Raw genomic sequence first — 25,115 nt, 5'->3', positions numbered from 1 at the left:
CACATCACCGACCAAGGAGCACCCCATGAACGGCAGCCGGCTCGCCCCGGGAGCGGAGGTCGTCGTCGTACCGGACGGCGGGCTGGCGCTGCGCACCCCGGACGGCGACTTCCTGCGCGTCAGCACCGGGCAGGCGGAGCCCCGTCGGCTGCTGGCCCGTCTCTCCGGACGAGCGCACGACGCCTCCGTCGCCCCCGCCCCGGGCGAGGCCGACCCCGGGGACGCCGACTCGGGGGACGACGACCCGCACCTCGGCCGCCTCCTGGGGGCCTTCGCGGACGCCGGATACCTGGCCGACGCCGCCGAACTCCCCGACGCCGCCCCGGCGGAACCCGGCCCGTCCGCGGACCTCGGAGCGGTGTGGCTGCTCGGCGCTCCCACGCTCACCGTCCCGCTCGGCGCGTGCCTGACCGCAGCGGGAGCCCGGGTCCGCACTGTCGAGCCCCCGGATCTCGGGCCGTTGACCGAAACTCCCGCCCCCGGCGCCGCCGATCGTCCCGCCGCCGTCGTCTGGTGCCTGGACGAGCCGGTGCCCCCGGGTCTGTGGGACGACGCCGACACCCTGCCCGCGCACGGGGTCGCCTGGCTGCGCTGTCACCGCGAGGGGTACCAGCTCTGGGTCGAGCCGCTCGCCGCGGGCCCGGCCGACGTGACCTCCGCCCACCTGAGGGCCCGTCGCCTGGCCGCCACCCCCGCTCACCGTGAACTGGCCGCCTACTGGGCCGGACACCGCACCACCGGCGCCCCCGTCACCCTCACCCCGGCCGCCGCCACCCTCACCGCCGCCCTCCTCACCGAGGACCTCACGGCCTGGGCCACCGGAGCCCCCTCCGTCCCCGGCACCCTGCCCGTCACTCGTCGGCTGCGCCGCGTGGACCTGCGCGATCTGACCGTCACCTCGCACGCCGTGCTGCCGGTACCGCCGGTCGCCCCGCCGCTTCGGGCCACCCCGTGAGCTCCTCACGTCCGGTGCGGATACCCGCCCCGGACGGCACCCCCCTCGCCACCGACCTCTGCCTGCCCGACGGGCCCGGCCCGCACCCCACGGTGCTGGTCCGCACCCCCTACGACCGGCGTTCCCACCAGGGGGAGTTGGCCGGCTGGGCCCGTCACGGCTTCGCCGCCCTCGCCCAGGACGTGCGCGGGCGCCACGGCTCCGGGGGCGTCTGGCGGCCGTACCGGCACGAGCGGGCCGACGGTGCGGGCACCGTCCGCTGGGTCCGCGCCCAGTCCTGGAGCGACGGCCGCGTCCTCGCGTCCGGGGCCTCGTACGCCGCCCACTGCGCCCTGAGCCTGACGAGCGCCGAGGACGCGGCCCGTCCCGACGCCGTCCTGGCCGCCGTCCCCGCCCTGGGCGCGGCCGAGACCGCGCGTGAGGCGACCGGTCCGGAGCGGCTCGCGGCCCGGGCCGGCTGGTGGGCGGCCCACGGGGACCGGCCGGACAGCGACCCCGAGGCCCTCGCCAGCGCGCTGGCCACCGACCCCGCTCTGCTGGACCGCCTCCCCGTCGCCGACCTGCCCCGGTGGCTCGGCCGCCCGTTGCCCTCCTGGCCCGGCCTGTGGCGTGCCACCCGGCGGGACCGCGTCGCGGGACGGGAGCCGCGTACGACCGTCCCGCTGCTCGCCGTCGGCGGCACCCACGACCCCTTCCTCGCCGACACGCTGAGACTGTGGCGGCGCTGGGACGGAGCACCGGCGAGGCTGCTGCTCGGCCCCTGGGGCCACGCGCTCACCGCCGCCCCGGGCACCGACGCCCACCGTGCCCACCGGGTCCCGCTCGGCCCGCTCTACGCGCGCTGGGCCCGCCGGGCCCTCGACGGACGGCTGGGCACGGCGCCGCGCGGTGCCGTCGCGCTGGGCGGCAGCCCGCTGTGGCTCCCGGCCGACGCGCTCCCGGGCCCGGGAGCGGACGTGCCCGACCCGGCCGTCCTCGCCTTCGAACGGCCCGGCGGCCTCAGCGTGCTGACCGGCACCCGGTTCACCGCCGACCCGGCGCGTCCCGTGCGCTCCGACGAGCTGACCGTGCCCCGCCACCCCGGCCGCCCCCACGACCGCTGCCTGCTCGTGGGCGCCCCGCTGCCCCGGCCGCTGGACCTGCTCGGCGAGGCCGCCGTGCGGCTGCGGGCCACCGCCGACACCCCGGCGGCCGACTGGGTCGCGAGGCTCGTCGCCCTCCACCCGTCCGGCACCGCCGAGCCCCTCGCCACCGGCGTCGTCCGGCGCGCCGACACCCCCAACCGGCCCGCCGACCTCACGGTGCCGCTCGGCCCCCTGGCCCGCCGCCTCGCGGCCGGGACCCGGCTCCGGCTGGAGATCGCGGGCCACCACTTCCCCGCCCACGCCCGCAACCCGCACACCGGGGAGGACCCGGTCGACGCGACCGTGCTGCACCCCTCCCGGCGGACCGTGACCTCCGGGCACAGCGCACTGCTGCTGCCCGTCAGCCGCCCCCTCCACTTCACCGACGCCGTCGACCCCGCCGAGGAGATCTGCCGTTGACTCCGCCCACTTCGCCGCCCGCACTGCCGCTCGACGCCCTGGTGGACCCGGTGTGCGGGATCGTCCGCTCCGTGGCGCCGGTCGAACCGCCCGCCGGCGCCCCGCCGCGCTACACCGCCATGACCGCCGAGGTGAGCGACGCCCGGCGGCTCGGCGCCTGGCCGGCCGACCGGGTCGCGCTCGGTACGACGTTCGACGATCCCGAGGGCGCCCGCGTCGCGGCCGTCGCGGAGGCCGTCGAACGTTACTGCGGCAACCGGGTGCCGCCGCCCGGCCACCCCGGCGCACCGCGCTCGGCCACCGCCGCCGAGCTGACCGCCGCCGGGCTGCGGGTCTACGGGCCCGACGCCGCGCCCCGCCACGCCCCCTGGCAGTACGCGCGGGAGGGCTTCCCCTACCGCCCCCTGCGCGCCGACACCCGAGCGCTGTGGACGCGGGCACGGGAGCACACCCCGGACGGTGACACCCTGGAGTGCTGGGCGCCGGTCTCGCTCACTCACCTCAACTGGCGTCAGGGGGAGCTGCGTTCGCACCCCCGCGTCCACCACCTCAACTACGCGGGCATCGCCACCGGACAGGGCCTGGACGACGCCGTCGAGCGCGGGCTGCTGGAGATCGTGGAGCGCGACGCGCTGGAGCTGTGGTGGCATCTGGACGGCCCCACGCGCGGCATCGACCCCGCGAGCGTGCCCGGCCTCACCGAGCAGCTCGCCGGCTGCGGTCTGCGGCTGTGGCTCACCGAGATGCCCTCCGAGTTCGCCCCCTGTGTCGCCGCCCTCGTCCACGACCCGGAACGCGGCCTGTACGCGGCCGGGTTCGCCTGCCGGTACGACCCGGCGGAGGCGGCTCGCAAGGCCGTGCTGGAGGCCGTGCACACCTGGGTGTTCACCCAGGGCCTCACCACACCGGACGGCTGGGTGTTCCGGGCGGTGGACGCAGGCCTACAGGCCCGTGGCCTCTACCTCGACCACCGCGCCGACGCGCGCTACCTCGACGTCTGCGGGCCGCAGTTCGCCGCCGTACGCGACCTCGGCGCCCACGTGCAGGTCTGGCTCGACCCGCGCATGGCCGCCGAGGCCCGGCGCTTCACGGAGCCCGCTCTCGGCACGGTGCCGGTCGAGGCCGTGCCGTCCGGCAGCCGGGAACGGCTGTGGCGGCGCCTGCACGAGGGCGGACACCGGATCGTCACCGCCGACCTCACCACCGAGGACGTCGCCGAGACCCCGCTGCGGGTGGCCCGGGTCCTCGTCTCCGGGCTGGTGCCCAACGCCCCGGCCGCCTTCGCCTACCTGGGCTGCCCGCGGTTCGCCGAGGCCGCGCTCCTGCGGGGCTGGCGTGACACGGCGCCCGCCGCCCCGGCCGACTTCACCCTGGCGCCACCGCCGCACATGTGAGCCTGCCGGACATGACCACTCCGCCTTCTCCCGATGCCCCTGATGCCCCCGGTGCCCCTCACGGCCCCGACGGTTCCACGGGCTCCGACGGCCCCGGACCCCGCAACGCGACGGGGGAACCGGACCTGCCCGCCGAGCTGGCCCGGGCCCGCGGCCCCGAGGAGCCGGGCCCCGACACCCCGCCCGGGCCGCCCGTACCGCGTTGGCCGGGACCGGCGCTCTGCGTGGGCGAGGCCCGCTCTGGCGAGGTGGACCTCGGCCGGATTCTGCGGTTCGCGCTCGCCGCGTCCGACGCGGGCGGCCGGCTGCGTCCGGCGTCCTCCGCCGGTGGCTGCCACCCGGTCGACGTCCGCCTCACCGTGGGTGCCGACGCGCCCCTGCCGGCCGGACGGTACGGCTACGATCCGCTGCGCCACCGGCTCCACTGCCTGAGCGCTCCGCCCACGCCCGCACCCCCGGGCGTACGGCTGGAGTTGAGTGTGACGATCGCGCGCACCCGCTCCCACTACGGGCACCGCGCCTGGCCGCTCGCTCTCCTCGACACCGGCCATGCCGTCGCCGCCCTGTGGCTCGCCAGCCAGGCGCTCGGCGCGCCCGCCCCCGAGCTCGACATCGACGGGCGTACGTCCCACCCGCTGGCGGTCGTCCGGCTGCCGCCCCCGGGCGCACCGCGCGCCGAGTACCCCCGACCGGCCCCCGGGACGCGGCAGTTGCTGGCGCGGCGCAGCCCGCGGCCTCCGCTGACCGGAGCGCCGGACGAGGCGGCTCTCGCCGCCGTGCTGGCCACCGTGGAACGGGCCGCGGCGAGCGTTCTCGACTGGTGCGTGGCGGTCGGCGGCCCCGAGCCGGGCCTCCTCGCCCTCGCACCCGACGGGCGGCTGCGTCGCCTGGCCACCGGTGAGGCCCGCCCGACGCTGGCCGCCTGGGCCGCCCGGCAGGGCTGGCTCGCCGAGAGCGGGGCCGTGCTCGTCGGGTACGGCTGCCCGGACGACGCCGACGCCGCCCACATCCGCCGGGCCCATCTGCGGGCCGGGTACGCCGTCGGGCTCGCCCAGTCCGTCGCCGGAAGCCACGGCCTGGGCGCCCGTCCGGTCGGCTCCTGGCAGAACGCCGACCTCGGCGCCGCACTCGGCGACCCGCCGGGCCGCCAGTGGGTCGTCCACGGCCTCGCCCTCGGCGCCCCGGCCGACGACGGCTCGTCAGCCGCCCGCGGTGCCCGGCCCGCACCCGGTGGTGCCCCACCCCCTCGACCGCAGGAGCCGCCACGATGCTGATACACCCCGAGCTGCGGGCCGCCGCCCGCACCGGGCGAGGGCCGCTGCTCGCCGCCACCGCCCTCCTCGCCGCCGTCGCCGCGACCCACCTCGCCCAGGCCGGTCTGCTCGCCCTCGCGCTCGCCGCCGTCGCCGGGGGCCGCACCGGCGCACTGCCCCCGCTGCTGCTCGCGGTGGGCGGCGTCGTGGCGCTCCGTTCCTGGCTCGTCTGGTGGCAGCGGCGCACCGCCGCCCGCGCCGGGGCCCTGGTGCGCGTCCGGCTGCGCGACGCGCTGGTCGCCCGGCTGGCCGCGCTGGGTCCCGCCCACCTCGTCGGAGCCCGGGCCGGGGCCGTGCGCACCACGCTCGTCGACGGCGTGGAGGGCGTGGACGCCTACGTCTCCCGCTACCTGCCGCAGCTGCTGGTCACCTGCGCCACCCCGCCGCTGCTGCTCGCGGCCGTCGCCCTCGTCCACCCGGTCGTGCTGCTCGCTCTCGTCCCCGCACTGCTCCTCGCGCTCCTCGGGCCCCGGGCCTGGGACCGGCTGCTCGCCCGCCGCGGCGCCGAACACTGGGACACCTACGAGGCGTTGGGGGCCGACTACCTGGAGGCTCTCCAGGGCATGCCGACGCTGCGCGCCGCCGGGGCCGTCGGCCGGACCCGCGCCCGACTCGAACGCCGCTCGGCCGACCTGCACCGCAGCACCGTCGCCCAACTGCGGGTGTCGCTCGTGGACACGGCGCTCACCGACCTCGCGGTGCAGGGTGGCACCGTCGCCGCCGCCCTGCTGGCCTGCTGGTCCGCCGCCACCGGCCAGACCACGGCCACCGGCACCTATCTGCTGCTCCTCCTCACCGGTGAGTGCTTCCGCCCGGTGCGCGACCTGGCCCGCGAGTGGCACGCCGGGTACCTCGGCGCCTCGGCCGCCGACGGCCTCGCCGCACTGCGCACGGCCGAGCCCGAGGTCGCCGACGCCGGAACCGCCCGCCCCGCCTGGTCGCGGCCGCCCGCCGTGCGCTTCGAGGACGTCCGCTTCCGCTACCCCGGCGCCGCCCGGCCCGCGCTCGACGGCGTCACCTTCACCGCCGAGGCGGGCCGCACCACCGCCGTCGTCGGCCCTTCCGGAGCAGGCAAGACCACGCTGCTCGCGCTCCTCCTGCGGCAGCGCGAGCCCGGGCGCGGCCGGGTGCTGCTGGACGGGCTGGACGTCGCCGACCTGGCCCTGGACGCGTTGCGCCGCGGCATCGCCGTCGTCTCCCAGGACACCTACCTCTTCCACGCCACCGTCGCCGAGAACCTCCGGCTGGCCGCCCCCGACGCCGACGACGCCGCCCTGCACGCGGCGGCCCGGGCCGCCGGCGTCCACGACGAACTCGCGGCCCTGCCGCAGGGCTACGCGACCCTCGTCGGCGAGCGCGGCGCGGGCCTCTCCGGTGGCCAGCGCCAACGCCTGGCGCTGGCCAGGGCGTTGCTGGCGGACGCCCCCGTCCTCGTGCTGGACGAGGCGACCAGCGCCGTCGACGAGCACCGCGAGGCGCACGTCGTCCGGGAGCTGCTCGACGCCGCCAGCGGACGCACCTGCCTCGTCGTCGCCCATCGCCTCGCCTCCGTCCGGCATGCCGACCGGATCGTCGTCCTGGACGCGGGCCGGGTGGAGGCCACCGGCGACCACGCCACGCTGCTGCACACCTCCCCGGTGTACGCCGGGTTGGTCACGGCGGGACGCACCGAGGAGAGGGGACTCGCCGCATGACCACCACCGCACCCGCACCCGCCGATGTCCCGCACGCCGAGTCCTCCCGGGGGGCGCTGCGGGCCCTCCTGCCCGCCCTGCGCGCCCACCGCGCCACGGCCCTGCGCACCGCCCTCGCGGCCCTGGCCGAACACGCCTTCCTGGCCGCGCTGGTGACGCTCGCCGCCCACACCGTCGGGGCCGCGCTGACCGAGCAGGACCCGCCCGCGCCGTGGACCGTCGTTCTGCTGGTCGCGCTCGTGGCCGGCCGCGCGCTGGCCACCTGGCGGGAGATGGACCTCTCCCACGACCTCGCCTACCGGGTGCTCGCGGTCCTGCGGGTGCGGGTCTTCGACGGGCTCGCCCGCAGCGCGCCCGCCCGCGTCGCCGGGCGACGCAGCGGAGACCTGGCCGCGACCGCGATGGCCGACGTGGAGGCGCTGGAGTTCTTCTACGCCCACACCACCGCCCAACTGCTCGCCTCTACCGTGGTGTTCACCGCCTCCGGGGCCGTACTGGCGGTCGTCGAACCCTGGCTGCTGGCCATCGTGCTGCCCGCGGCGCTCCTCCTCCCGGCCGGTGCGCTGCTGGAGGGCCGGGCCCGGGCCGCCCGGGGAGCCCGCACCCGGGCCGCGGCGGCCCGGCTCTCGGCCGACGCGGTGGACACCGTCGACGGGCTCCGCGAACTGCTGGCCTTCGGCGCGCTGCCCCGGCGCCGCGCCCTGCTCGCCGACCGGGGCACGGAGCTCGGGCGGGCGCAGCGCGCGGAGGCCGGCTGGGAGGCGCTGGCCTCCGCGCTCCGGGACGCCCTCGTCGTCACCGCCGTGCTCGGCGTCGTCGCGGTGACCGCGCATGCCGTCACCGCCGGGCGGCTCTCCGGCCCCTGGGCTCCGGCCACCCTGGCCCTGGCTCTGGCCGCCCTGGCCCCGGTGGCCGAGTCCGCCCAGGCGCTGGCCCGTGCCGCCGCCCTGCGCCCGGCCGCCCAGCGGGTCCGGGCCGCGGTGCTGGCCGCGCCCTCGGCCCCGCCCCCGGCCGACCCGGTTCCGCTGCCGCCCGGGCCACTGGGCCTGCGGCTGCGCGGCGTGCGCTTCGGCTACGGCGGCCCCCTCGTACTGGACGGGCTCGACCTGACGGTTCCGCCCGGCCGCACCCTCGCCCTGGTGGGAGCGTCCGGGGCGGGCAAGACAACCTGCGCGCAACTCCTGGCGCGCTTCTGGGATCCGGAGGCCGGACGGCTGGAACTCGTACCCGGGACGGGCGCGCCGGTCGACCTGCGGGCGGTGGCGGACGCCGAACTGCGCCGCGCCGTCGCCCTCGTGGGGCAGGACGCGCCCCTCTTCCACGGCACCCTGGCCGACAACCTCCGCCTGGCCGTACCGGAGGCGGACGACGCCGAACTGGCCCGGGTCGCCGCGCTGTGCGGCGTCGACCGGATCGCGGCCGGGCTGCCCGGCGGCATGGCCGGGCTCGTGGGGGAGCGGGGCGCGACGCTCTCCGGCGGGCAGCGCTCGCGGGTGGCCCTGGCCCGGGCCCTGCTGGTCCGTCCCCGGGTGCTGGTGCTGGACGAGTCCACCGCCCAGCTCGACACCGCGAGCGAGGCCCGGCTCGCCGAGGCACTGGCCGAGGGGGCCGCCGAACGGGTGACGGTGGTCATCGCCCACCGCCCGGCCACGATCCGTCGCGCCGACCGGATCGCGGTGCTCGAGGGCGGCCGCGTCGTGGAGGAGGGCACCTGGGCCGAGCTGACCGCCCGCCCCGGAGCCCTGTGCCGGCTGCTGGACCGCGGCCCACTGCCGGGCCCGGCGGGCGGCGCGGTCAGCTGATCCGCAGCGCCAGGAAGAAGTCCAGCTTGTCCTCCAGCCGCGACAGGTCGCGGCCGGTGAGCTGCTCGATGCGACCGACCCGGTAGCGCAGGGTGTTGACGTGCAGATGCAGCCGGGCGGCGCAGCGCGTCCAGGAGCCGTCGCTCTCCAGGAACGCCTCCAGGGTGTCGACCAGTTCGGCACGGTGCCGGCGGTCGTAGTCGCGCAGCGGGTCCAGCAGGCGGGCGGTGAACGCGCGGCGGACGTCGTCGGGGACGAACGGCAGCAGCAGGACGTGCGAGGCCAGCTCCTCGTGCCCGGCCGCGCACACCCGGCCCGGCCGGGCCGCGGCGACGCGGCGGGCGTGCCGGGCCTCCTCCAGTGCGCCGCGCAGCCCCTCGGCGGAGGTCACGGCGGCGCTGACGCCGAGGGTGAGACGCCCGTCGTCGGCGAGGCCGCGCTCCAGGGGCTCCCGCACGGAGGCCAGCAGCGTGTGCGCCCGCAGACCGGGCACGGCGGCCTCCGCGTCCTCGGCGGCCTCGGCCGCGCCGCCGGTGACCTGCTCGGAGCCCTCGCCGGTCAGCGGCACGAGGGCCACCGCCTCCTCGCCGGTGTGGGCGACGGCGATCCGGTCGGCCGGGTCGGGGCCGGGCGTCCGGGGATCGACGAGCGCCTCCTCCAGCAGGGCCTGGGCCACCGGCCCGCCGGGCACGTCGCCGCCCGCCCACTCCACGGAGGCGACCACCACCTGCCACTTGGGGGCGGTGCCGAGGCCCGGCAGCAGGACCGGCGCCGCCACCCGCAGCCGGGCGGCGATCTCGGCGGGCGGGGCGCCCGACTGCACCAGCTCCAGCACGTCCTGGGCGAGCCGACGGCGGACCGTGCGGGCCGCGTCCCGCCGGTCCCGCTCGACGGCGATGAGCTGGGTGACGCCCTGGAGCAGGTCCAGCCGCTGTTCGGGCCACTCCCCGGCGTCGGCCTCGACGGCCAGCAGCCAGTCGGAGAGCACCGTGGCCCGCAGGTCGCGGCCGTCGCCGCGCACCGGGAACAGGGAGTAGGACGCGTCCCCGACCGTCGTCCGGTAGGGGCCGCGGCGCCCGCCGCGCAGGGCCGCGAGATGCTCACCGGCGAGCTGGGCCCGCACCTCGGCCGGGAGGGCGGGGGCCTGGGAACCCGGACCGGCCCCGGCGATCTGGCGCCCGGTGGGCGTGAGCACCCAGGCGCGCAGGTCCAGGTCCGAGCCCAGCAGATCGAGCACCACGTCAGGGCCGCCGCCGCCCGGCCCCGGCGACATCAGCCGCCGGTGCCGTTCGACGACGGCGGCGAGGTCCCCGGCGCGTTCCCCCGAGACCTGCCGGACCACGTGCTCGGTGATCGTCGCGAACGCGACGTCCTCGTCGACGGAGAACAGGGGCAGCCGGTGCCGGTCGCAGGCCTCCACCAGGTCCTCGGGCACCTGCCCCATCTCGGCCTCGCCGGCCGCCAGACCGGCCACGCCCGCGGCCGCGAGGATCCGCACGAACGCGTCGGAGTCCTCCGGCCCCCGGCGCCACGCCAGCCCCGTGAGCACCAGTTCCCCGCCCGACAGATAGCGGCTCGGGTCGCGCAGGTCCGTCGTCATGACGCCGCGGACCTGCCGGTCCAGCTCCTGGGTTCCGCCCAGCAGGCGCAGCCCGAGCGAAGCCGTCTCCAGCAGTGCGCGCAGCCGCATGTGTTGCTCACCGTTCCGTAGCGTGTTGCTTCTGTGACCGTCCGAACGGGGTGTAAGGCCCACGTCGCAGGAACGGCCCCGTCATTCGTTCGAATCTACAAGACCACGGCGTCCACCGGCTAATCGCTTCATGCATTCGGTGACTGCACCGCCGCGATTGGGCGGCTGTCTACTGGGTCACACCTGATGAACGACAGATGAACAAGCCCATGGCAAGGGTGCCTCTCTGGCCACGGTGCCCTCAGCTCTCAGTAGCCGCGATCCGAGAAGAGACGATTCATGGACTTCCTGCGCCCCGCCAGTTGGGAGGAGGCGCTCGCCGCCAAGGCCGAGCACCCCACGGCTGTGCCCATCGCGGGCGGCACCGATGTCATGGTCGAGATCAACTTCGACCACCGTCGACCCGGGTACCTGCTGGACCTGAACCGCATCTCCGAGCTCCACACGTGGGAGGTCGGTGAGGAGAACGTGCGCCTGGGGGCGTCGGTTCCCTACAGTCAGATCATCGAGAACCTGCGCGCCGAACTGCCCGGGCTGGCCCTGGCCGGCCACACCGTGGGCTCCCCGCAGATCCGCAACCGCGGCAGCGTCGGCGGCAACCTGGGCGCGGCCTCCCCGGCGGGCGACTCGCACCCGGCCCTGCTGGCCGCGGGCGCCGAGGTCGAGGTCGAGTCGGTGCGCGGGACCCGCTTCATCCCGGTGGAGGAGTTCTACACCGGGGTCAAGCGCAACGCGCTCGCGGCCGACGAGCTGATCAAGACGATCCACATCAAGAAGGCCGCGGGGCCGCAGCAGTTCTCCAAGGTCGGCACGCGCAACGCCATGGTCATCGCCGTGTGCGCCTTCGGGATCGCCCTCCACCCCGACACGCACACCGTCCGGACCGGCATCGGTTCCGCCGCCCCCACCCCGCTGCGCGCCACCGCCGCCGAGGAGTTCCTGAACGCGGCCCTGGCCGACGGCGGCTTCTGGGAGAGCGGCAAGACGATCACCCCGTCCGTGGCCCGGGAGTTCGCGGAACTCGCCTCCGGGGCCTGCAACCCCATCGACGACGTGCGCGGCAGCGCCACGTACCGGCGGCACGCCGTGGGCGTCATGGCCCGCCGCACCCTCGGCTGGATCTGGGACGAGTACCGCTCCGGGGGCCGAGGCACCCCCGCCACCGAAGGAGGCGCACAGTGCGCGTGAACTTCCGAGTCAACGGCCGGCCGCAGGAGGCCGACGACGTCTGGGAGGGCGAGAGCCTCCTGTACGTGCTGCGCGAGCGCCTGGGCCTGCCCGGCTCCAAGAACGCCTGCGAGCAGGGCGAGTGCGGCTCCTGCACCGTCCGCCTGGACGGTGTGCCCGTGTGCGCCTGCCTGGTCGCCGCCGGCCAGGTCCAGGACCGGGACGTCGTCACCGTCGAGGGCCTGGCGGACTACGCCAGGGACCGCGCCGCGGGCTGTGCGACCGGCGCCTGCGGGGGGACGGAGCTGGACCGGGCCAAGAGGTGGGAGGCGAATCCGCAGGAGGGCCCGGCCGGCTCCCAGGCCGGGGAGAACGCCGAGCTGTCGACGATCCAGCAGGCCTTCCTCGACGCCGGGGCCGTGCAGTGCGGCTTCTGCACCCCGGGCCTGCTGGTCGCCGCCGACGAGCTCATCGAGCGCAACCCGCAGCCCAGCGACGCCGACATCCGCGAAGCGCTGTCCGGCAACCTGTGCCGCTGCACCGGTTACGAGAAGATCCTGGACGCCGTCCGGCTCGCCGCCGCCCGTGGCGAGTCCGGGACCGCCCGAGCCGGAGGCTGACATGGCCGGAGTGACCCGCGCCCCGACCAGGGGCGAAACACCTCCCAGCCTGACCCAGGGCAGTGACACCAAGGGCGGCGTCGGCGAGTCCACGCCGCGCCCCGACGGCACCCTGAAGGTCACCGGGGAGTTCGCCTACTCCTCGGACCTGTGGCGCGAGGACATGCTGTGGGGCCACACCCTGCGCAGCCCGCACGCCCACGCGGAGATCCGCTCGGTCGACACCTCCGAGGCCCTCGCCCAGCCCGGCGTCCACGCCGTCATGACCTATGACGACCTGCCGGCCGGGGTGAAGCGCTACGGCCTGGAGTACCGGGACACCCCGGTGCTCGCCGACGGCCGGGTCCGGCACCACGGCGAGCCGGTGGCCATCGTGGCCGCCGACCACCCCGAGACGGCCCGCCGCGCGGCCGGGAAGATCAGGGTGGAGTACGCGCCGCTGCCGGTCGTCCACGACGAGGCCACCGCCCTCGCCGAGGACGCCGTCCTCGTGCACCCCCACCGTGACGACGAGCACGCCGCGCACGTCCCGCACCCCAACATCGTCCACCGCCAGCCCATCGTGCGCGGCGACGTGGCGGCGGCGCGGGCCCGCGCCCACGTGGTCGTCACCGGCGAGTACGAGATCGGCATGCAGGACCAGGCCTTCCTCGGCCCGGAGTCCGGCCTCGCGGTGCCCGCCGAGGACGGCGGCGTGGACCTGTACGTCGCCACCCAGTGGCTGCACACCGACCTGCGCCAGATCGCCCCGGTCCTCGGCCTGCCCGAGGACAAGGTCCGGATGACGCTCTCCGGCGTCGGCGGGGCCTTCGGCGGCCGCGAGGACCTGTCCATGCAGATCCACGGCTGCCTGCTCGCTCTGCGCACCGGCAGGCCGATCAAGATCGTCTACGACCGGTTCGAGTCGTTCTTCGGCCACGTGCACCGCCACCCGGCGACGCTGCGCTACGAGCACGGTGCCACCCGGGACGGCAGAATCACCCACATGACGTGCCGTATCGTGCTGGACGGCGGGGCCTACGCCTCCGCCTCCCCGGCCGTCGTGGGCAACGCCTCCTCGCTGTCGGTCGGCCCCTACGCGGTCGACGACGTCGAGATCGAGGCCCTCGCGCTCTACACCAACAACCCGCCCTGCGGCGCGATGCGCGGCTTCGGCGCGGTCCAGGCGTGCTTCGCCTACGAGAGCCAGATGGACAAGCTCGCCGCCGAACTGGGCATGGACCCGGTGGAGTTCCGTCGGATCAACGCCATGAGCCAGGGCACGCTCATGCCCACCGGACAGGAGGTCGACTCCCCGGCTCCCGTCGCCGAGCTGTTGCGCCGCGTCAAGGCCATGCCGCTGCCGCCGGAGCGGCAGTGGGAGAGCGGCGGCACCGCCGGCACCAGCGTCGACGTGCGCGCCCTGCCCGGCGGTCTGTCGAACACCACGCACGGGGAGGGCGTCCGGCGGGGCGTCGGCTACGCGGTCGGCATCAAGAACGTCGGCTTCTCCGAGGGCTTCGACGACTACTCCACGGCGCGGGTGCGCCTGTCCGTGGTGGGCGGTGAGCCGGTCGCCATGGTGCGCACCGCGATGGCCGAGGTCGGCCAGGGCGGCGTCACCGTGCACGCGCAGATCGCCCGTACCGAGCTGGGCGTCGCCAAGGTGACCATCCACCCGGCCGACACCCAGGTCGGCTCCGCGGGCTCCACCTCCGCCTCCCGGCAGACGTACGTCACCGGCGGAGCGGTCAGGCACGCCTGCGAGGCCGTGCGGGAGGCGGTCCTGGAGCTGGGCCACGCCAAGCTGGGTACCTACCACCCGGCGTGGGCGAACGCGGAGCTGCTCCTGGAGGGCGGCAACGTCGTCACCGACGTCGGCGAGGTGCTCGCGAGCATCGCGGACGTCCTGGAGGACGAGGTCGTCGAGCGGGAAGCGGAGTGGCGCCACCGGCCCACCGAGCCCTTCGACCTGAAGACCGGCCAGGGCCAAGGCCACGTCCAGTACTCCTTCGCGGCGCACCGCGCGGTGGTCGAGGTGGACGCCGAGCTGGGCCTGGTCAAGGTCGTCGAGCTGGCCTGCGCCCAGGACGTCGGCAAGGCGCTCAACCCGCAGTCGGTCGTCGGCCAGATCCAGGGCGGCACCGTGCAGGGCCTGGGCCTGGCCGTCATGGAGGAGATCGTCGTCGGCACCGACGGCCGCGTCCGTAACCCCTCCTTCACCGATTACCTCATTCCGACCATCCTGGACACCCCTGCCATCCCCGTGGATGTCCTGGAGCTGGCCGACCCGAACGCGCCGTACGGACTGCGCGGAGTCGGGGAGGCCCCCACGCTGTCGTCCACCCCCGCGGTGGTGTCGGCGATCCGTGCGGCCACCGGCCTGGCGCTGGAGCGGGTACCCGTCCGCCCCGAGCACCTGACCGGGACCTGACGGAACCGCAGAAAGTGAGGCGCCGGGCGGACCGAGCATCACCCACCCGGCGTCCCCCGCTCAGAAAGCCCCCCCACATGAGCACCATCCACGTTCGTCTCGGGCCGTCCCCCGCGTCGTGCATCCCAAATCCCGTCCGGCAGCAAGGACCGGCGGGTGCCCCTATGAACCTTGGGAGTAGGCACACATGGCACAGTCGCAAGTTGAGCCCATGACCGCGGCGGAAGACGCGGGCAACGGCTCACGTCCCCCCGCGGGCAGAGGCTGGCTCGACCGGTACTTTCACATCACCACCCGTGGCTCCACCATCGGGCGGGAGGTGCGTGGCGGCATCACCACCTTCATGGCGATGGCGTACATCCTCCTGCTCAACCCGTTGCTGCTCAGCGTCCCGGACGTCGACGGCAACACCCTGAACCCGGCCGCGGTGGTCACCGCGACGGCGTTCGCGGCGGGGTTGTCCACCCTGCTCATGGGCATCATCGGCAAGGTGCCCCTCGCCCTGGCCGCCGGGCTCAGCGTCTCCGGTGTGCTGGCCACGCAGGTCGTGCCCGGCATGACCTGGCCGCAGGCCATGGGCATGTGCGTGATCTACGGCGTCGTGATCATGTTGTTGGTGATCACGGGGCTCCGGGAAAAGATCATGAACGCGATCCCGATGGGCCTCAAGCACGCCATCACCATCGGCATCGGCATGTTCGTCGCGATGATCGGGCTGGAGAAGGCCGGCTTCGTCGGCCGCGGGGCCGAGGGCGGGCCTCCGGTCACCCTGGGCGTCGAAGGCGCCCTGTCGGGCTGGCCGGTGTTCGCCTTCTGCCTCACGGTGATCGCGATCTTCATGCTGATGGCGCGCAACATCCCCGGAGCCATCCTCATCGGCATCGGCATCGGCACCGTCTTCGCCCTGGTGGCCACCGCGGTCTTCGATCTCGGTGACGCGGAGTGGGGTCTGGCCACCCCGGAGCTCACCGGTTCCATCGTCTCCAGCCCCGACTTCAGCCTCTTCGGCCAGGTCGAGTTCGGCGGCTTCGCCGAGCTGGGCGCGGCCACCGTCGCCACGGTCGTCTTCACCCTGGTGCTCGCCGCGTTCTTCGACGCGATGGCCACCATCATCGCCGTGGGCCAGGAGGCCAAGCTCGCCGACGCGAAGGGCCGCATGCCCGGGCTCAACAAGGCCCTGCTCGTCGACGGCGCCGGCGGTGCGATCGGCGGCGGAGTCAGCGCGTCGGGCCAGACCGTCTTCATCGAGTCGGCCTCCGGCGTCGGCGAGGGTGCCAGGACGGGTCTGTCCGCCACCGTCACCGGCCTGATCTTCGGCCTGATGCTGCTGTTCACGCCGCTCGCCGCGATCGTCCCCGGCCAGGTGGCCGCCGCAGCCCTCGTGGTCATCGGCGCGATGATGATGCAGAACGCCCGCCACGTGGACTGGAAGGACCGCGCGGTCGCCATCCCCGTCTTTCTGACGGTCGTTCTGATGCCGTTCACCTTCTCCATCGTCAATGGCGTGGGTGCGGGCATCATCGCCTACTGTGCGATCAAGCTCGCTCAGGGCAAGTGGCGCGAGCCCGGTCTGTTCATGTGGATCCTCGCCGCGGTGTTCGTCTACAACTTCGCGTTCGTGGGGCACTGACGGGCCGGTCCGCGCGGCACCCGCCCGCCCTGCACCGGACCAGACAAGGAGACCGCCATGCTGGACATTGCCGACGAGCTGAACCGGTGGTGTGAGCAGGGACGCGACTTCGCCGTCGCCACCGTCGTGGCCACCCATGGCAGCTCCCCGCGCCAGCCGGGTGCGGCCATGGCGGTCGACGGCGGCGGAACCGTCATCGGTTCGGTCTCCGGAGGGTGCGTGGAGGGCGCGGTGTACGAGCTGTGCCAGACCGCTCTGAAGACGGGCGAGTCCGTCGTCGAGCGGTTCGGCTACAGCGACGAGGACGCCTTCGCCGTGGGGCTGACCTGCGGCGGGGTCATCGACATCCTCGTCACCCCGATACGGGCGGCGACGGACCGGGCGGCCGGCGGCATGGATGAGCCCGCCGTCCGTCCGGCCGTCGCCCCCGCACTGGCCGCCGCCGCGCGTGGAGACGCGGCGGCGGTCGTCCGGGTGGTGGCCGGCCCGGCCGGCCTCCTCGGCCGGCTGCTGTCCGTCCGCCCGGACGGTACCCACGCGGGCGCGCTGAACCGCCCCGCGGGTGTCACCGAACCCACGGCGCTGGAACGTTCCGCCGTGGCCGAGGCGCTCGGTCACCTCGCCACGGGCCGCACCGCCACGGTGGAGATCGGCGCGGACGGCAGCCGCTGCGGCGAGCCCGTCACCCTGCTCGTGGAGTCCAGCGTGCCGCCCCCGCGGATGCTGGTCTTCGGCGCCATCGACTTCGCCTCCGCCCTGGTGCGGATCGGCAAGTTCCTCGGCTACCACGTCACGCTGTGCGACGCCCGCCCCGTCTTCGCCACCGCCCGGCGCTTCCCCGAGGCCGACGAGGTCGTCGTCGACTGGCCGCACCGCTACCTCGACACCCAGCGGCTGGACGGCCGGGCCGTGCTGTGCGTGCTCACACACGACGCCAAGTTCGACGTGCCGCTGCTGGAGCGGGCCCTGCGGCTGCCGGTCGCCTACGTCGGGGCGATGGGCTCCCGGCGCACCCACGCGTCCCGGCTGGCCAAGCTGCGCGACGCGGGGCTGGGGGAGGAGGAGCTCGCCAGGCTGCGCTCCCCGATCGGCCTCGACCTCGGCGGGCGCACCCCGGAGGAGACGGCCCTGTCGATCGCGGCCGAGATCGTGGCGGCCCGCCACGGTGCCTCCGGCGCTCCCCTGACCGGCGGCGGCATACCCATCCACGGGCACCGCGCACCGGCCCCCGCGCCCGGGACCTGACCCGGGCTCACCCCGCGGGCCCTGCCGGGGCGTTGTCCGTCTCGCCCAGTCCGTGGGCCAGCAGAGCGGTGTGCAACGAGGTGCGCGTCTCCGGATCGGCGAGGTCGGCCCCGAGAATCCGCTCGATGCGCGCGATGCGGTCGTAGAGCACCGGGCGGGAGACGTGCAGGGCCGCGGCCGCCGCCGTCTTGTCGCCGGTGACCAGCAGGGTGCGCAACACCTCCAGCAGCGCGGTGCCGTGCTCCGCGTCGTGGCGCAGCAGCGGGTCCAGCTCCCGTTGGACGAACCGGGCGAGCCGGTCGTCGTCGGACAGCAGGTGCAGCAGGCCGCGCAGATGGACGTCCGCCAGCCGGTGGAACGGCCGCGCGGGGTCCACGGGGCGCAGCGATGCGGCCACGTGGTGGGCCTCGGCCAGCGAACGGCCCGCGTCCCGGGGACGGTGGACGGTCTCGCCGACGGCGAGTGTCGCCTCGCCCGGCGCGCCGAGATCCGCGGCGACACCGGTGAGCAGGGCGTCGAGGTCGGTGCCCGCCGGGGCGGCGACCAGCGCGATCACGTCGTCCGGGTCCGTGCCGACGAGCGCGGGCACCCCGCGCTCGCGCAGCGCGGAGGCGAGGGCCGCGGCCAGCGAGGTGAGGGCGTCGGCGGCGACGAAGGTGCGCCGCTCCCGCTGGAGCACCGGGCGGGCGGCGAGACCCGACAGGGCCCGCCCGGCCAGCGGCACGCCGGCCTCGGCGCAGCGGCTCAGCAGCTCCTCGTCGACCCGCCGGTCCCGCAGCGCCGTGAGCAGGACGTGGTGGGCCTGCCGCTCCACGCTGTCCCGGTGCCGCGCGTGCAGCCGGTGCAGCGCGAGCGCGGTGGCGGCCCGCTCGATCAGGACGAGGTGCCGGTGGGGCGGCGCCTGCGGGGTGAGCACGACGAGCCGGCCCCAGTCGTCGCCGCGTGAGCCGACGACCGTCACGAGCCAGCCGGCGCGCTGGTCGTACCCGGTGCGCTCGGCCGGGCGCACCCGCCGGGAGCGCCGCTCCCAGTCGCGCAGGAGCTCGGGGCCGGGGCGGCCGCCGGTGGCGTAGCCGAGCACCTGGTGCCGGAACGACTCCAGCACGACGGGGCAGCCCGAGATGCGGGCCGCCTCGGCCAGGATGTCGGCCGGTCCGGCCTCGGCGATGCTGAGCGCGGTGAAGGCGTCGTGGATCTGGCCGGCCGCGCGCAGCTCCACCACCTGGGCGTCCACGATCTGTTCGGCGACCGCCTGGGTGACCGTCACGAAGCGGACCTCCCGGCGCAGGGCGACGAGCGGCAGGCCGAGGTGCTCGCAGGCGGACACCAGCGCCCGCGGCAGCCGGGACGACCAGCGGCGGCCGAGCTCGACGACGAGCCCGACGGCGCCGACCTCGCTGAGGGCCCGCACGTAGCGCTCCAGCCCGGGGCCGTCGGCGGGCAGGGCGATGCCGGTGGTGAGCACGAGCTCACCGCCGCGCAGCAGGGACGCGATGTCGGCCAGCTCGGCCGAGTGCACCCAGCGCACCGTCCGTCCGAGCGCCTGCCCGGCGGCGACCACCTGCGGATCGCCCTGGCGCAGCTCCGGCAGCGTCAGCACCTCGGCGACGGTCGGCAGCACACGGTCACCCCTTCGCGGCGCGAGCCCTTCACAGTGTCGGGAAAGCATCACACATCCGACGGTTCGTAGCTACGCGTGGGCGGTGGCGGGCCGGTGCAATGGGCCCCATGAACGACACCGACAAGCGCATCACCCACTGGTTCGGCGGCGCCGCGTGGACGGGGACCGCGGCCCGTGCCGGGGACGTCTTCGACCCGGCCACCGGGGCCGTGAGCGGGCACGTGGACCTCGCCGACGCGGCGACCGTGGACGCGGCCGTCACCGCGGCCCGGACGGCCTTCACCACCTGGCGCCGCACCTCCCTGGCCCGGCGGGTCGCGGTGCTCTTCGAGTTCCGCCGGCTGCTGGCCGAGCGGGCCGGGGAGCTGGCCGCGGCGATCACCGCCGAGCACGGCAAGGTCCTCGACGACGCGGCCGGCGAGGTGCAGCGCGGCCTGGAGGTCGTGGAGTTCGCCTGCGGCATCCCGCACCTGCTCAAGGGCGGACACACGATGGGCGCCGCCACGCGCGTCGACGTCCACTCGCTGCGGCAGCCGGTCGGCGTGACGGCGATCGTCTCGCCCTTCAACTTCCCGGCGATGGTGCCGCTGTGGTTCGCCCCGGTGTCCATCGCCTGCGGCAACACGGTGGTGCTCAAGCCGAGCGAGAAGGTCCCCTCGGCGGCCATCCTGCTGGCCGAGCTGTGGCGTGAGGCGGGCCTGCCCGACGGCGTCTTCAACGTCGTGCACGGCGACCGGGAGGCCGTCGACGCGCTGCTCACCCACGCGGACGTGGCGGCCGTGTCCTTCGTCGGTTCCACCCCCGTCGCCCGGTACGTCTACGAGCGGGCGACGGCCCACGGCAAGCGGGTCCAGGCACTCGGCGGGGCGAAGAACCACATGGTCGTCCTGCCCGACGCCGACCTGGACCTCGCGGCGGACGCCGCCGTCAACGCCGGGTTCGGCTCGGCGGGGGAACGGTGCATGGCCATCAGCGCCCTGGTGGCGGTGGAGCCGGTCGCGGACGAGCTGATCGCCAGGATCACCGAGCGGATCGCCGGGCTCAAGGTCGGCGACGGGCGCCGGGGCTGCGACATGGGCCCGCTCGTCACCGCCGCCCACCGGGACCGGGTCGCCGGCTACGTCGAGGCCGGCCTCGACGCCGGGGCGGAGCTCGTCGTGGACGGCCGCGAGCGGCCCGTCGACGGGGACGCCGCCGGGTTCTGGCTCGGGCCCACCCTCTTCGACCGGGTGACGCCCGAGATGAGCGTCTACACCGACGAGATCTTCGGCCCCGTCCTGTCCGTGCTCCGGGTCGGCTCCTACGACGCCGCCCTCGACCTGGTCAACTCCAGCCCCTACGGCAACGGCACCGCCCTGTTCACGAACGACGGGGGAGCGGCGCGCCGGTTCGAGGAGGAGGTCGAGGTCGGCATGGTCGGGATCAACGTGCCCATCCCGGTTCCCGTCTCCTACTACTCCTTCGGCGGGTGGAAGGCCTCGCTGTTCGGCGACGCCCACGCCTACGGACCCGACGGCGTGCACTTCTTCACCCGCACCAAGACCGTCACCAGCCGCTGGCCCGACCCGCACAGCCGCGGGATCGACCTCGGCTTTCCGCGCAACCACTGAGCCTTGGGAGGCCCTGTGACCACCCGGCACGACACCCTCCAGCAGTCCGCCGCCCGCCATCTCATGCTGCACTTCTCCCCGCAGCGCCTCGACGACCTGCTCGTCCTGGAACGCGGCGAGGGGCCGTACGTCTTCGACACCCGCGGCAGGCGCTACATCGACGCCCTGTCCAGTCTCTTCTGCTCGCAGCTCGGCTACTCCTACGGCCAGGAGATGGCCGAGGCCGCGACGAAGCAGCTCACCACGCTCGCCTTCAACACCAACTGGGGCACCGCGCACCCTGCCGCCATCGAGCTCGCCGAGCGGCTCACCGGCCTGGCCCCCGAGGGCCTGACCCGCGCCTTCTTCACCAGCGGCGGCTCGGAGTCCGTCGAGGCCGCCTGGAAGCTGGTGCGCGAGTACCACCTGGCGAACGGTCAACCGCGGCGCACCAAGGCCATCGCCCGCCACACCGCCTACCACGGGGTGACCCTCGGCGCGCTGTCCTTCACCGGCGTACCGCGGTTCAAGGAGCCCTTCGGGCCCGCGCCGATCGACGTCGTCCACGTGGCGAACACCAACGGCTTCCGCGCCCCCGACGGCGACGACCCCGCCGCCTTCCGCGACCGGCTGCTGGCCGAGACGGAGGAGGCCATCCGCGCCGCGGGGCCCGACGAGGTGGCGCTGATCATCGCCGAGCCCGTGCAGAACGCGGGCGGCTGCCTCACCGCGCCGCCCAGCTACTGGCGCGGCCTGCGCGAACTGGCCGACCGCTACGGCGCCCTGCTCATGGCCGACGAGGTGATCACCGGCTGCGGCCGGCTGGGCGAGTGGTTCGGCGTGACCCGCGAGGGCGTCGTCCCCGACCTGGTGAGCCTCGCCAAGGGGCTGACCGCGGCCTACGCCCCGATGGGCGCCGTCGTAGCGGCCGAACGCGTCGTCGCCCCGCTGATCGAGGGCGGCCGGCCGCTGCGGCACGGCATCACCTTCGGCGGCCATCCGCTCTCGGCCGCGATCGCGCTGCGCACCATCGAGATCTTCGAGCGCGACGGGGTGCTCGACAACGTCCGCACGCTCGCGCCTCATCTGCACGGGCGGCTCCGCGAACTGCTGTCCCTGCCGATCGTCGGCGACGTGCGCGGCGCCGGGTTCTTCTGGGCGGTCGAGCTCGTGAGGGGCGAGGGCGGCGCCCGTTTCGACGCCGCCGAACGCGAGCGGCTCCTGCGGGGCTTCCTGCCCCCGCGGCTGCGGGAGGCGGGCCTCATCGCCCGGGCGGACGACCGCGGCGACAGCGTGCTGCAGATCGCGCCACCGCTCATCAGCGACCGCGCGCTGCTCGACCGGATCGTGGACGGCCTCGCCGACGTCCTCGGCGACGCCGGCCGGCACATGGGCCTGTCCGGCTGAGCCCAGACCGCCGACCCGCACGGGCGCAGTCCCCGCAAGTTCACCGAATTCGTTGGGGAACGAAAAATCTACGACGGAATCCCTTGTCGGCCTGGCATTCCACTGTCAGTATCGGCGTTCATCCGTCGGCTCACGCCACACGCGCACACCCGAAACGGAGAACTGATGGCCGCCTTGCCCCCCGACGTGTCCGCACGGTTCGCGGAAGGAAGCCAGTACCTCGCCGGGCGGCTCCGCCCCGGTACCTCGGGGCGTCGGCAGACCGTCACCGACCCCGCGACCGGCAAGGCCGTCCTCGAGTACGAGCTCGCGGGCCCCGCCGACGTCGACGCCGCCGTCCGTGCCGCCGAGCGGGCGCTGCCCGCGTGGGCGGGCGCCACCCCGGCGGACCGTTCCGAGGCGCTGTACCGGTTCAAGGCCGCGCTCGACGGCCGGGCGGAGGAGCTCGTTTGGGCCGAGTCCCTGCAGTGCGGCAAGCCCCTGCGGCTGTCCCGGGAGTTCGACGTCCCCGGCTCGATCGACAACGTCGCCTTCTTCGCCGGCGCCGCCCGACGCCTCGACGGCCTCGCCGCGGCCGAGTACAGCGGCGACCACACCTCCGCCGTCCGCCGTGAGCCCCTCGGCGTCATCGGCTCGATCGCACCATGGAACTACCCGCTCCAGATGGCCGCGTGGAAGATCCTGCCCGCCGTCGCCGCGGGCAACACGATCGTCCTGAAGCCCTCGGAGCTGACCCCCCTGACCTCGCTGATGTTCGCCGAGGCGGCCACCGAGGCCGGGCTGCCGGACGGCGTGGTCAACATCGTCTGCGGGACCGGTCCGGACGCCGGGGCGCACCTCGTCGGGCACCCGGGCGTCGCGATGGTCTCCTTCACCGGGTCCACGGCCGTCGGCCGACGGGTCGCGCGCACCGCGACGGAGGGCGTCAAGCGGCTGCACCTGGAACTCGGCGGCAAGGCGCCCTTCCTCGTCTTCGACGACGCGGACCTGGAGGCCGCCGTCCACGGGGCCGTGGCCGGGGCGCTCATCAACACCGGGCAGGACTGCACCGCCGCCACCCGCGCCTACGTCCAGCGGCCCCTGTACGAGGCGTTCGTCAGCGGTGTCGCGGACCTCATGGCCTCCCTCACCGTCGGCGACCCCTTCGACCCGGACACCGACCTCGGCCCCCTCGTCTCCCACACCCACCGCGACCGCGTCGCCGCCATCGTCGACCGGGCCCGCGCCCACGCCACCGTCGTCACCGGGGGGTGCGCGCCGGGCGGCGCCCTGGCGGAGGGGGCCTACTACCTGCCCACCCTGGTCACCGGGGCGGCGCAGGACAGCGAGATCGTCCAGCACGAGGTCTTCGGCCCCGTCCTCACCGTCTCGCCCTTCGACGCCGACGACGAGGGCCTCGCCCTGGCCAACGACACCCCGTACGGGCTCGCCGCCTCCGTGTGGAGCCGGGACGTCTACCGCACCGGCCGGGCCGGGCGCGAAATCCGCGCGGGCTGCGTGTGGGTCAACGACCACATCCCGATCATCAGCGAGATGCCGCACGGCGGCTACCGCGCCTCCGGCTACGGCAAGGACATGTCGGCCTACTCGTTCGAGGAGTACACCCAGGTCAAGCACGTCATGTCGGACAACACCGGGGTGGCGCGCAAGGACTGGCACCGCACCGTCTTCGCACTCTGAGGCCGCGCCTCCCCTTCCCGCTCCCGCCGCGTCCCGTCCCCACCGGGCCGGCGCCCCCTCTCACCCCATCCCCAGCGCCCCGTCGCTCACCCGCACCCCCAGGAGGCTCCGTGGAGCTCTTCGACGACCTGCCCGCCCCCGTCCGCAAGGCCTGGCGGCGCAGCCTGACCACCGGCCGCGCCGCGATGACCCGCAGACGGCTGCTGCGCACCGGAGCCCTCGCGGCCGGCGGCGCCGCCCTCACCGCCTGCGGCATCCCGCCCGCCCAGACCGGTAAGCAGGGCGAGTCGCAGCGCAGCGAGGACCACTCGGCCGAGGAGAAGGAGCTCACCTTCTCCAACTGGCCCCTCTACATCGACGTCGCCGAGGACGACGAGCACGACCGGCCCACCCTGCGGGCCTTCGAGCGTCAGACGGGCATCAAGGTCAAGTACATCGAGGACGTCAACGACAACAACGAGTTCTACAGCAAGATCAAACCCCAGCTCGCCGCGGGCAAGGACACCGGCCGCGACCTCGTCTGCCTCTCCGACTGGATGGCCGGGCGCCTGATCAGCCACGGCTGGGCCCAGCGCCTCGACGCGGCCAACCTGCCGAACGCGGTGACGCACCTGGAGAACCGGTTCCGCACGGCCTTGCACGACCCCGGACGGCAGTACAGCTATCCCTGGGCCGGTACCGCGGCCGTCGTCGCCTACAACCGCAAGGCCACCGGAGGACGCAAGGTCACCAGCACCGAACAGCTGCTGACCGACCCGAAGCTGAAGGGCCGCGTCTCGCTGCTGACGGAGATGCACGACACCATGGGCCTGGTCATGCTCGGCATGGGCGCCGACTCCGAGACCTTCACCGACGACGACTTCGACGCCGCCATCGACGCCGTCCAGAAGGCCGTCGACCGGGGCCAGATACGCCGCTTCACCGGCAACGACTACCTGGACGGGCTCAGCAGGGGCGACATCGCCGCCTGTGTCGCGTGGGCGGGCGACATCGTGCAACTCCGCATGGACAACCCCGACATCGAGTTCCACCTGCCCGAGTCCGGCTACCTCTTCGGCACGGACGACCTGCTCGTTCCCGCCCGCGCCCGGCACCGCGCCAACGCCGAGGCCTTCATCGACCACTACTACCAGCCGAAGGTCGCCGCCGAACTCGCCGCCTGGGTGAACTACATCTGCCCCGTCGCCGGTGCCCGGCAGGAGATGGAGCGCATCGCCCCGGACCTCGCGGAGAACCCCCTCATCTTCCCGGACGAGGACATGATCGCCCGGGGCCACAACTTCCGGCCGCTCAGCGCGACGGAAGAGGAGCGCTACGAAGGCCGGTTCGCCGACCTCATCGGCGCCTGAGA

The 25,115-nt window shown here is 75.1% G+C and carries 17 protein-coding genes; 15 read left to right on the top strand and 2 right to left on the bottom strand.

The genetic code is table 11. The features are described from left to right. The first annotated feature begins 25 nt into the window (after positions 1-25). The 6 genes from HPT28_RS03510 to HPT28_RS03485 are packed head-to-tail and all read left to right on the top strand — an operon-like array spanning position 26 to position 8,702. Positions 26-955: a hypothetical protein gene (locus tag HPT28_RS03510; protein WP_219089072.1), complete on the top strand. Its 930-nt coding sequence runs from the start codon at positions 26-28 to the stop codon at positions 953-955. Further along, positions 952-2,499 carry a CocE/NonD family hydrolase gene (locus tag HPT28_RS03505; protein WP_219089071.1) on the top strand — a complete coding sequence of 516 codons (1,548 nt, stop codon included), beginning with the start codon at positions 952-954 and terminating at the stop codon, positions 2,497-2,499. The genes HPT28_RS03510 and HPT28_RS03505 overlap by 4 nt, the downstream gene beginning before the upstream one ends. Next, positions 2,496-3,893 carry a YcaO-like family protein gene (locus tag HPT28_RS03500; RefSeq protein WP_219089070.1) on the top strand — a complete coding sequence of 466 codons (1,398 nt, stop codon included), beginning with the start codon at positions 2,496-2,498 and terminating at the stop codon, positions 3,891-3,893. The genes HPT28_RS03505 and HPT28_RS03500 overlap by 4 nt, the downstream gene beginning before the upstream one ends. Before the next feature lie 11 nt (positions 3,894-3,904). Next, on the top strand, positions 3,905-5,167 hold the full coding sequence (locus HPT28_RS03495) for a SagB/ThcOx family dehydrogenase (protein WP_219089069.1): 1,263 nt from the start codon (positions 3,905-3,907) through the stop codon (positions 5,165-5,167). Then, positions 5,161-6,900: an ABC transporter ATP-binding protein/permease gene (locus HPT28_RS03490; RefSeq protein ID WP_219089068.1), complete on the top strand. Its 1,740-nt coding sequence runs from the start codon at positions 5,161-5,163 to the stop codon at positions 6,898-6,900. Before HPT28_RS03495 ends, HPT28_RS03490 begins: the two co-directional genes overlap by 7 nt. Next, entirely contained in the window at positions 6,897-8,702 is a 1,806-nt protein-coding gene (locus HPT28_RS03485) for an ABC transporter ATP-binding protein (RefSeq protein WP_219089067.1), read from the top strand. The genes HPT28_RS03490 and HPT28_RS03485 overlap by 4 nt, the downstream gene beginning before the upstream one ends. Here HPT28_RS03485 and HPT28_RS03480 read toward each other — a convergent pair. Next, positions 8,695-10,392, bottom strand: a complete 1,698-nt coding sequence (locus HPT28_RS03480) for a PucR family transcriptional regulator ligand-binding domain-containing protein (protein WP_219089066.1) — start codon at positions 10,390-10,392, stop codon at positions 8,695-8,697. The two genes, HPT28_RS03485 and HPT28_RS03480, sit on opposite strands and share 8 nt — an antisense overlap. 279 nt (positions 10,393-10,671) lie before the next feature. On the opposite strand from HPT28_RS03480, the gene HPT28_RS03475 reads away from it, so the two are divergent. The 5 genes from HPT28_RS03475 (at position 10,672) to HPT28_RS03455 (ending at position 17,467) form a co-directional block, all read left to right on the top strand. Next, on the top strand, positions 10,672-11,580 hold the full coding sequence (locus HPT28_RS03475) for a xanthine dehydrogenase family protein subunit M (RefSeq protein ID WP_219089065.1): 909 nt from the start codon (positions 10,672-10,674) through the stop codon (positions 11,578-11,580). After that, the gene (locus tag HPT28_RS03470; RefSeq protein WP_219089064.1) at positions 11,571-12,179 is read left to right on the top strand and encodes a (2Fe-2S)-binding protein; all 609 of its coding nucleotides are present in this window, start codon (positions 11,571-11,573) and stop codon (positions 12,177-12,179) included. Before HPT28_RS03475 ends, HPT28_RS03470 begins: the two co-directional genes overlap by 10 nt. 1 nt (position 12,180) lies before the next feature. Continuing rightward, positions 12,181-14,592 carry a xanthine dehydrogenase subunit D gene (gene pucD / locus HPT28_RS03465; RefSeq protein WP_219089062.1) on the top strand — a complete coding sequence of 804 codons (2,412 nt, stop codon included), beginning with the start codon at positions 12,181-12,183 and terminating at the stop codon, positions 14,590-14,592. 187 nt (positions 14,593-14,779) lie between these two features. After that, positions 14,780-16,222, top strand: coding sequence for an NCS2 family permease (locus HPT28_RS03460; RefSeq protein WP_219089060.1), 1,443 nt, complete (start codon positions 14,780-14,782; stop codon positions 16,220-16,222). A gap of 57 nt (positions 16,223-16,279) precedes the next feature. Continuing rightward, entirely contained in the window at positions 16,280-17,467 is a 1,188-nt protein-coding gene (locus HPT28_RS03455) for an XdhC family protein (RefSeq protein ID WP_219089059.1), read from the top strand. 7 nt (positions 17,468-17,474) lie between these two features. Here the strand turns inward: HPT28_RS03455 and HPT28_RS03450 are convergent, their stop codons facing one another. Further along, positions 17,475-19,088 carry a PucR family transcriptional regulator ligand-binding domain-containing protein gene (locus HPT28_RS03450; protein WP_219089057.1) on the bottom strand — a complete coding sequence of 538 codons (1,614 nt, stop codon included), beginning with the start codon at positions 19,086-19,088 and terminating at the stop codon, positions 17,475-17,477. Between the two features lie 107 nt (positions 19,089-19,195). Here HPT28_RS03450 and HPT28_RS03445 point away from each other — a divergent pair, with 107 nt between their 5' ends. The 4 genes from HPT28_RS03445 (at position 19,196) to HPT28_RS03430 (ending at position 25,113) form a co-directional block, all read left to right on the top strand. Further along, a complete protein-coding gene (locus HPT28_RS03445) occupies positions 19,196-20,698 on the top strand; it encodes a CoA-acylating methylmalonate-semialdehyde dehydrogenase (protein ID WP_219089055.1) in 1,503 nt (500 codons plus the stop codon). Between the two features lie 15 nt (positions 20,699-20,713). After that, positions 20,714-22,084 carry an aminotransferase class III-fold pyridoxal phosphate-dependent enzyme gene (locus HPT28_RS03440; RefSeq protein ID WP_308119056.1) on the top strand — a complete coding sequence of 457 codons (1,371 nt, stop codon included), beginning with the start codon at positions 20,714-20,716 and terminating at the stop codon, positions 22,082-22,084. A 165-nt stretch (positions 22,085-22,249) separates the two neighbouring features. Beyond that, a complete protein-coding gene (locus HPT28_RS03435) occupies positions 22,250-23,764 on the top strand; it encodes a gamma-aminobutyraldehyde dehydrogenase (RefSeq protein ID WP_219089053.1) in 1,515 nt (504 codons plus the stop codon). A gap of 110 nt (positions 23,765-23,874) precedes the next feature. After that, the gene (locus HPT28_RS03430) at positions 23,875-25,113 is read left to right on the top strand and encodes a spermidine/putrescine ABC transporter substrate-binding protein (RefSeq protein WP_219089051.1); all 1,239 of its coding nucleotides are present in this window, start codon (positions 23,875-23,877) and stop codon (positions 25,111-25,113) included. Positions 25,114-25,115: the final 2 nt, after the last annotated feature.

Origin of the sequence: Streptomyces sp. JJ38 (assembly GCF_019303475.1) — a bacterium.
Classification (GTDB): domain Bacteria; phylum Actinomycetota; class Actinomycetes; order Streptomycetales; family Streptomycetaceae; genus Streptomyces.
Note: the sequence above shows the minus strand (reverse complement) of the source record. Positions and strands in the feature narration are given on the sequence as shown.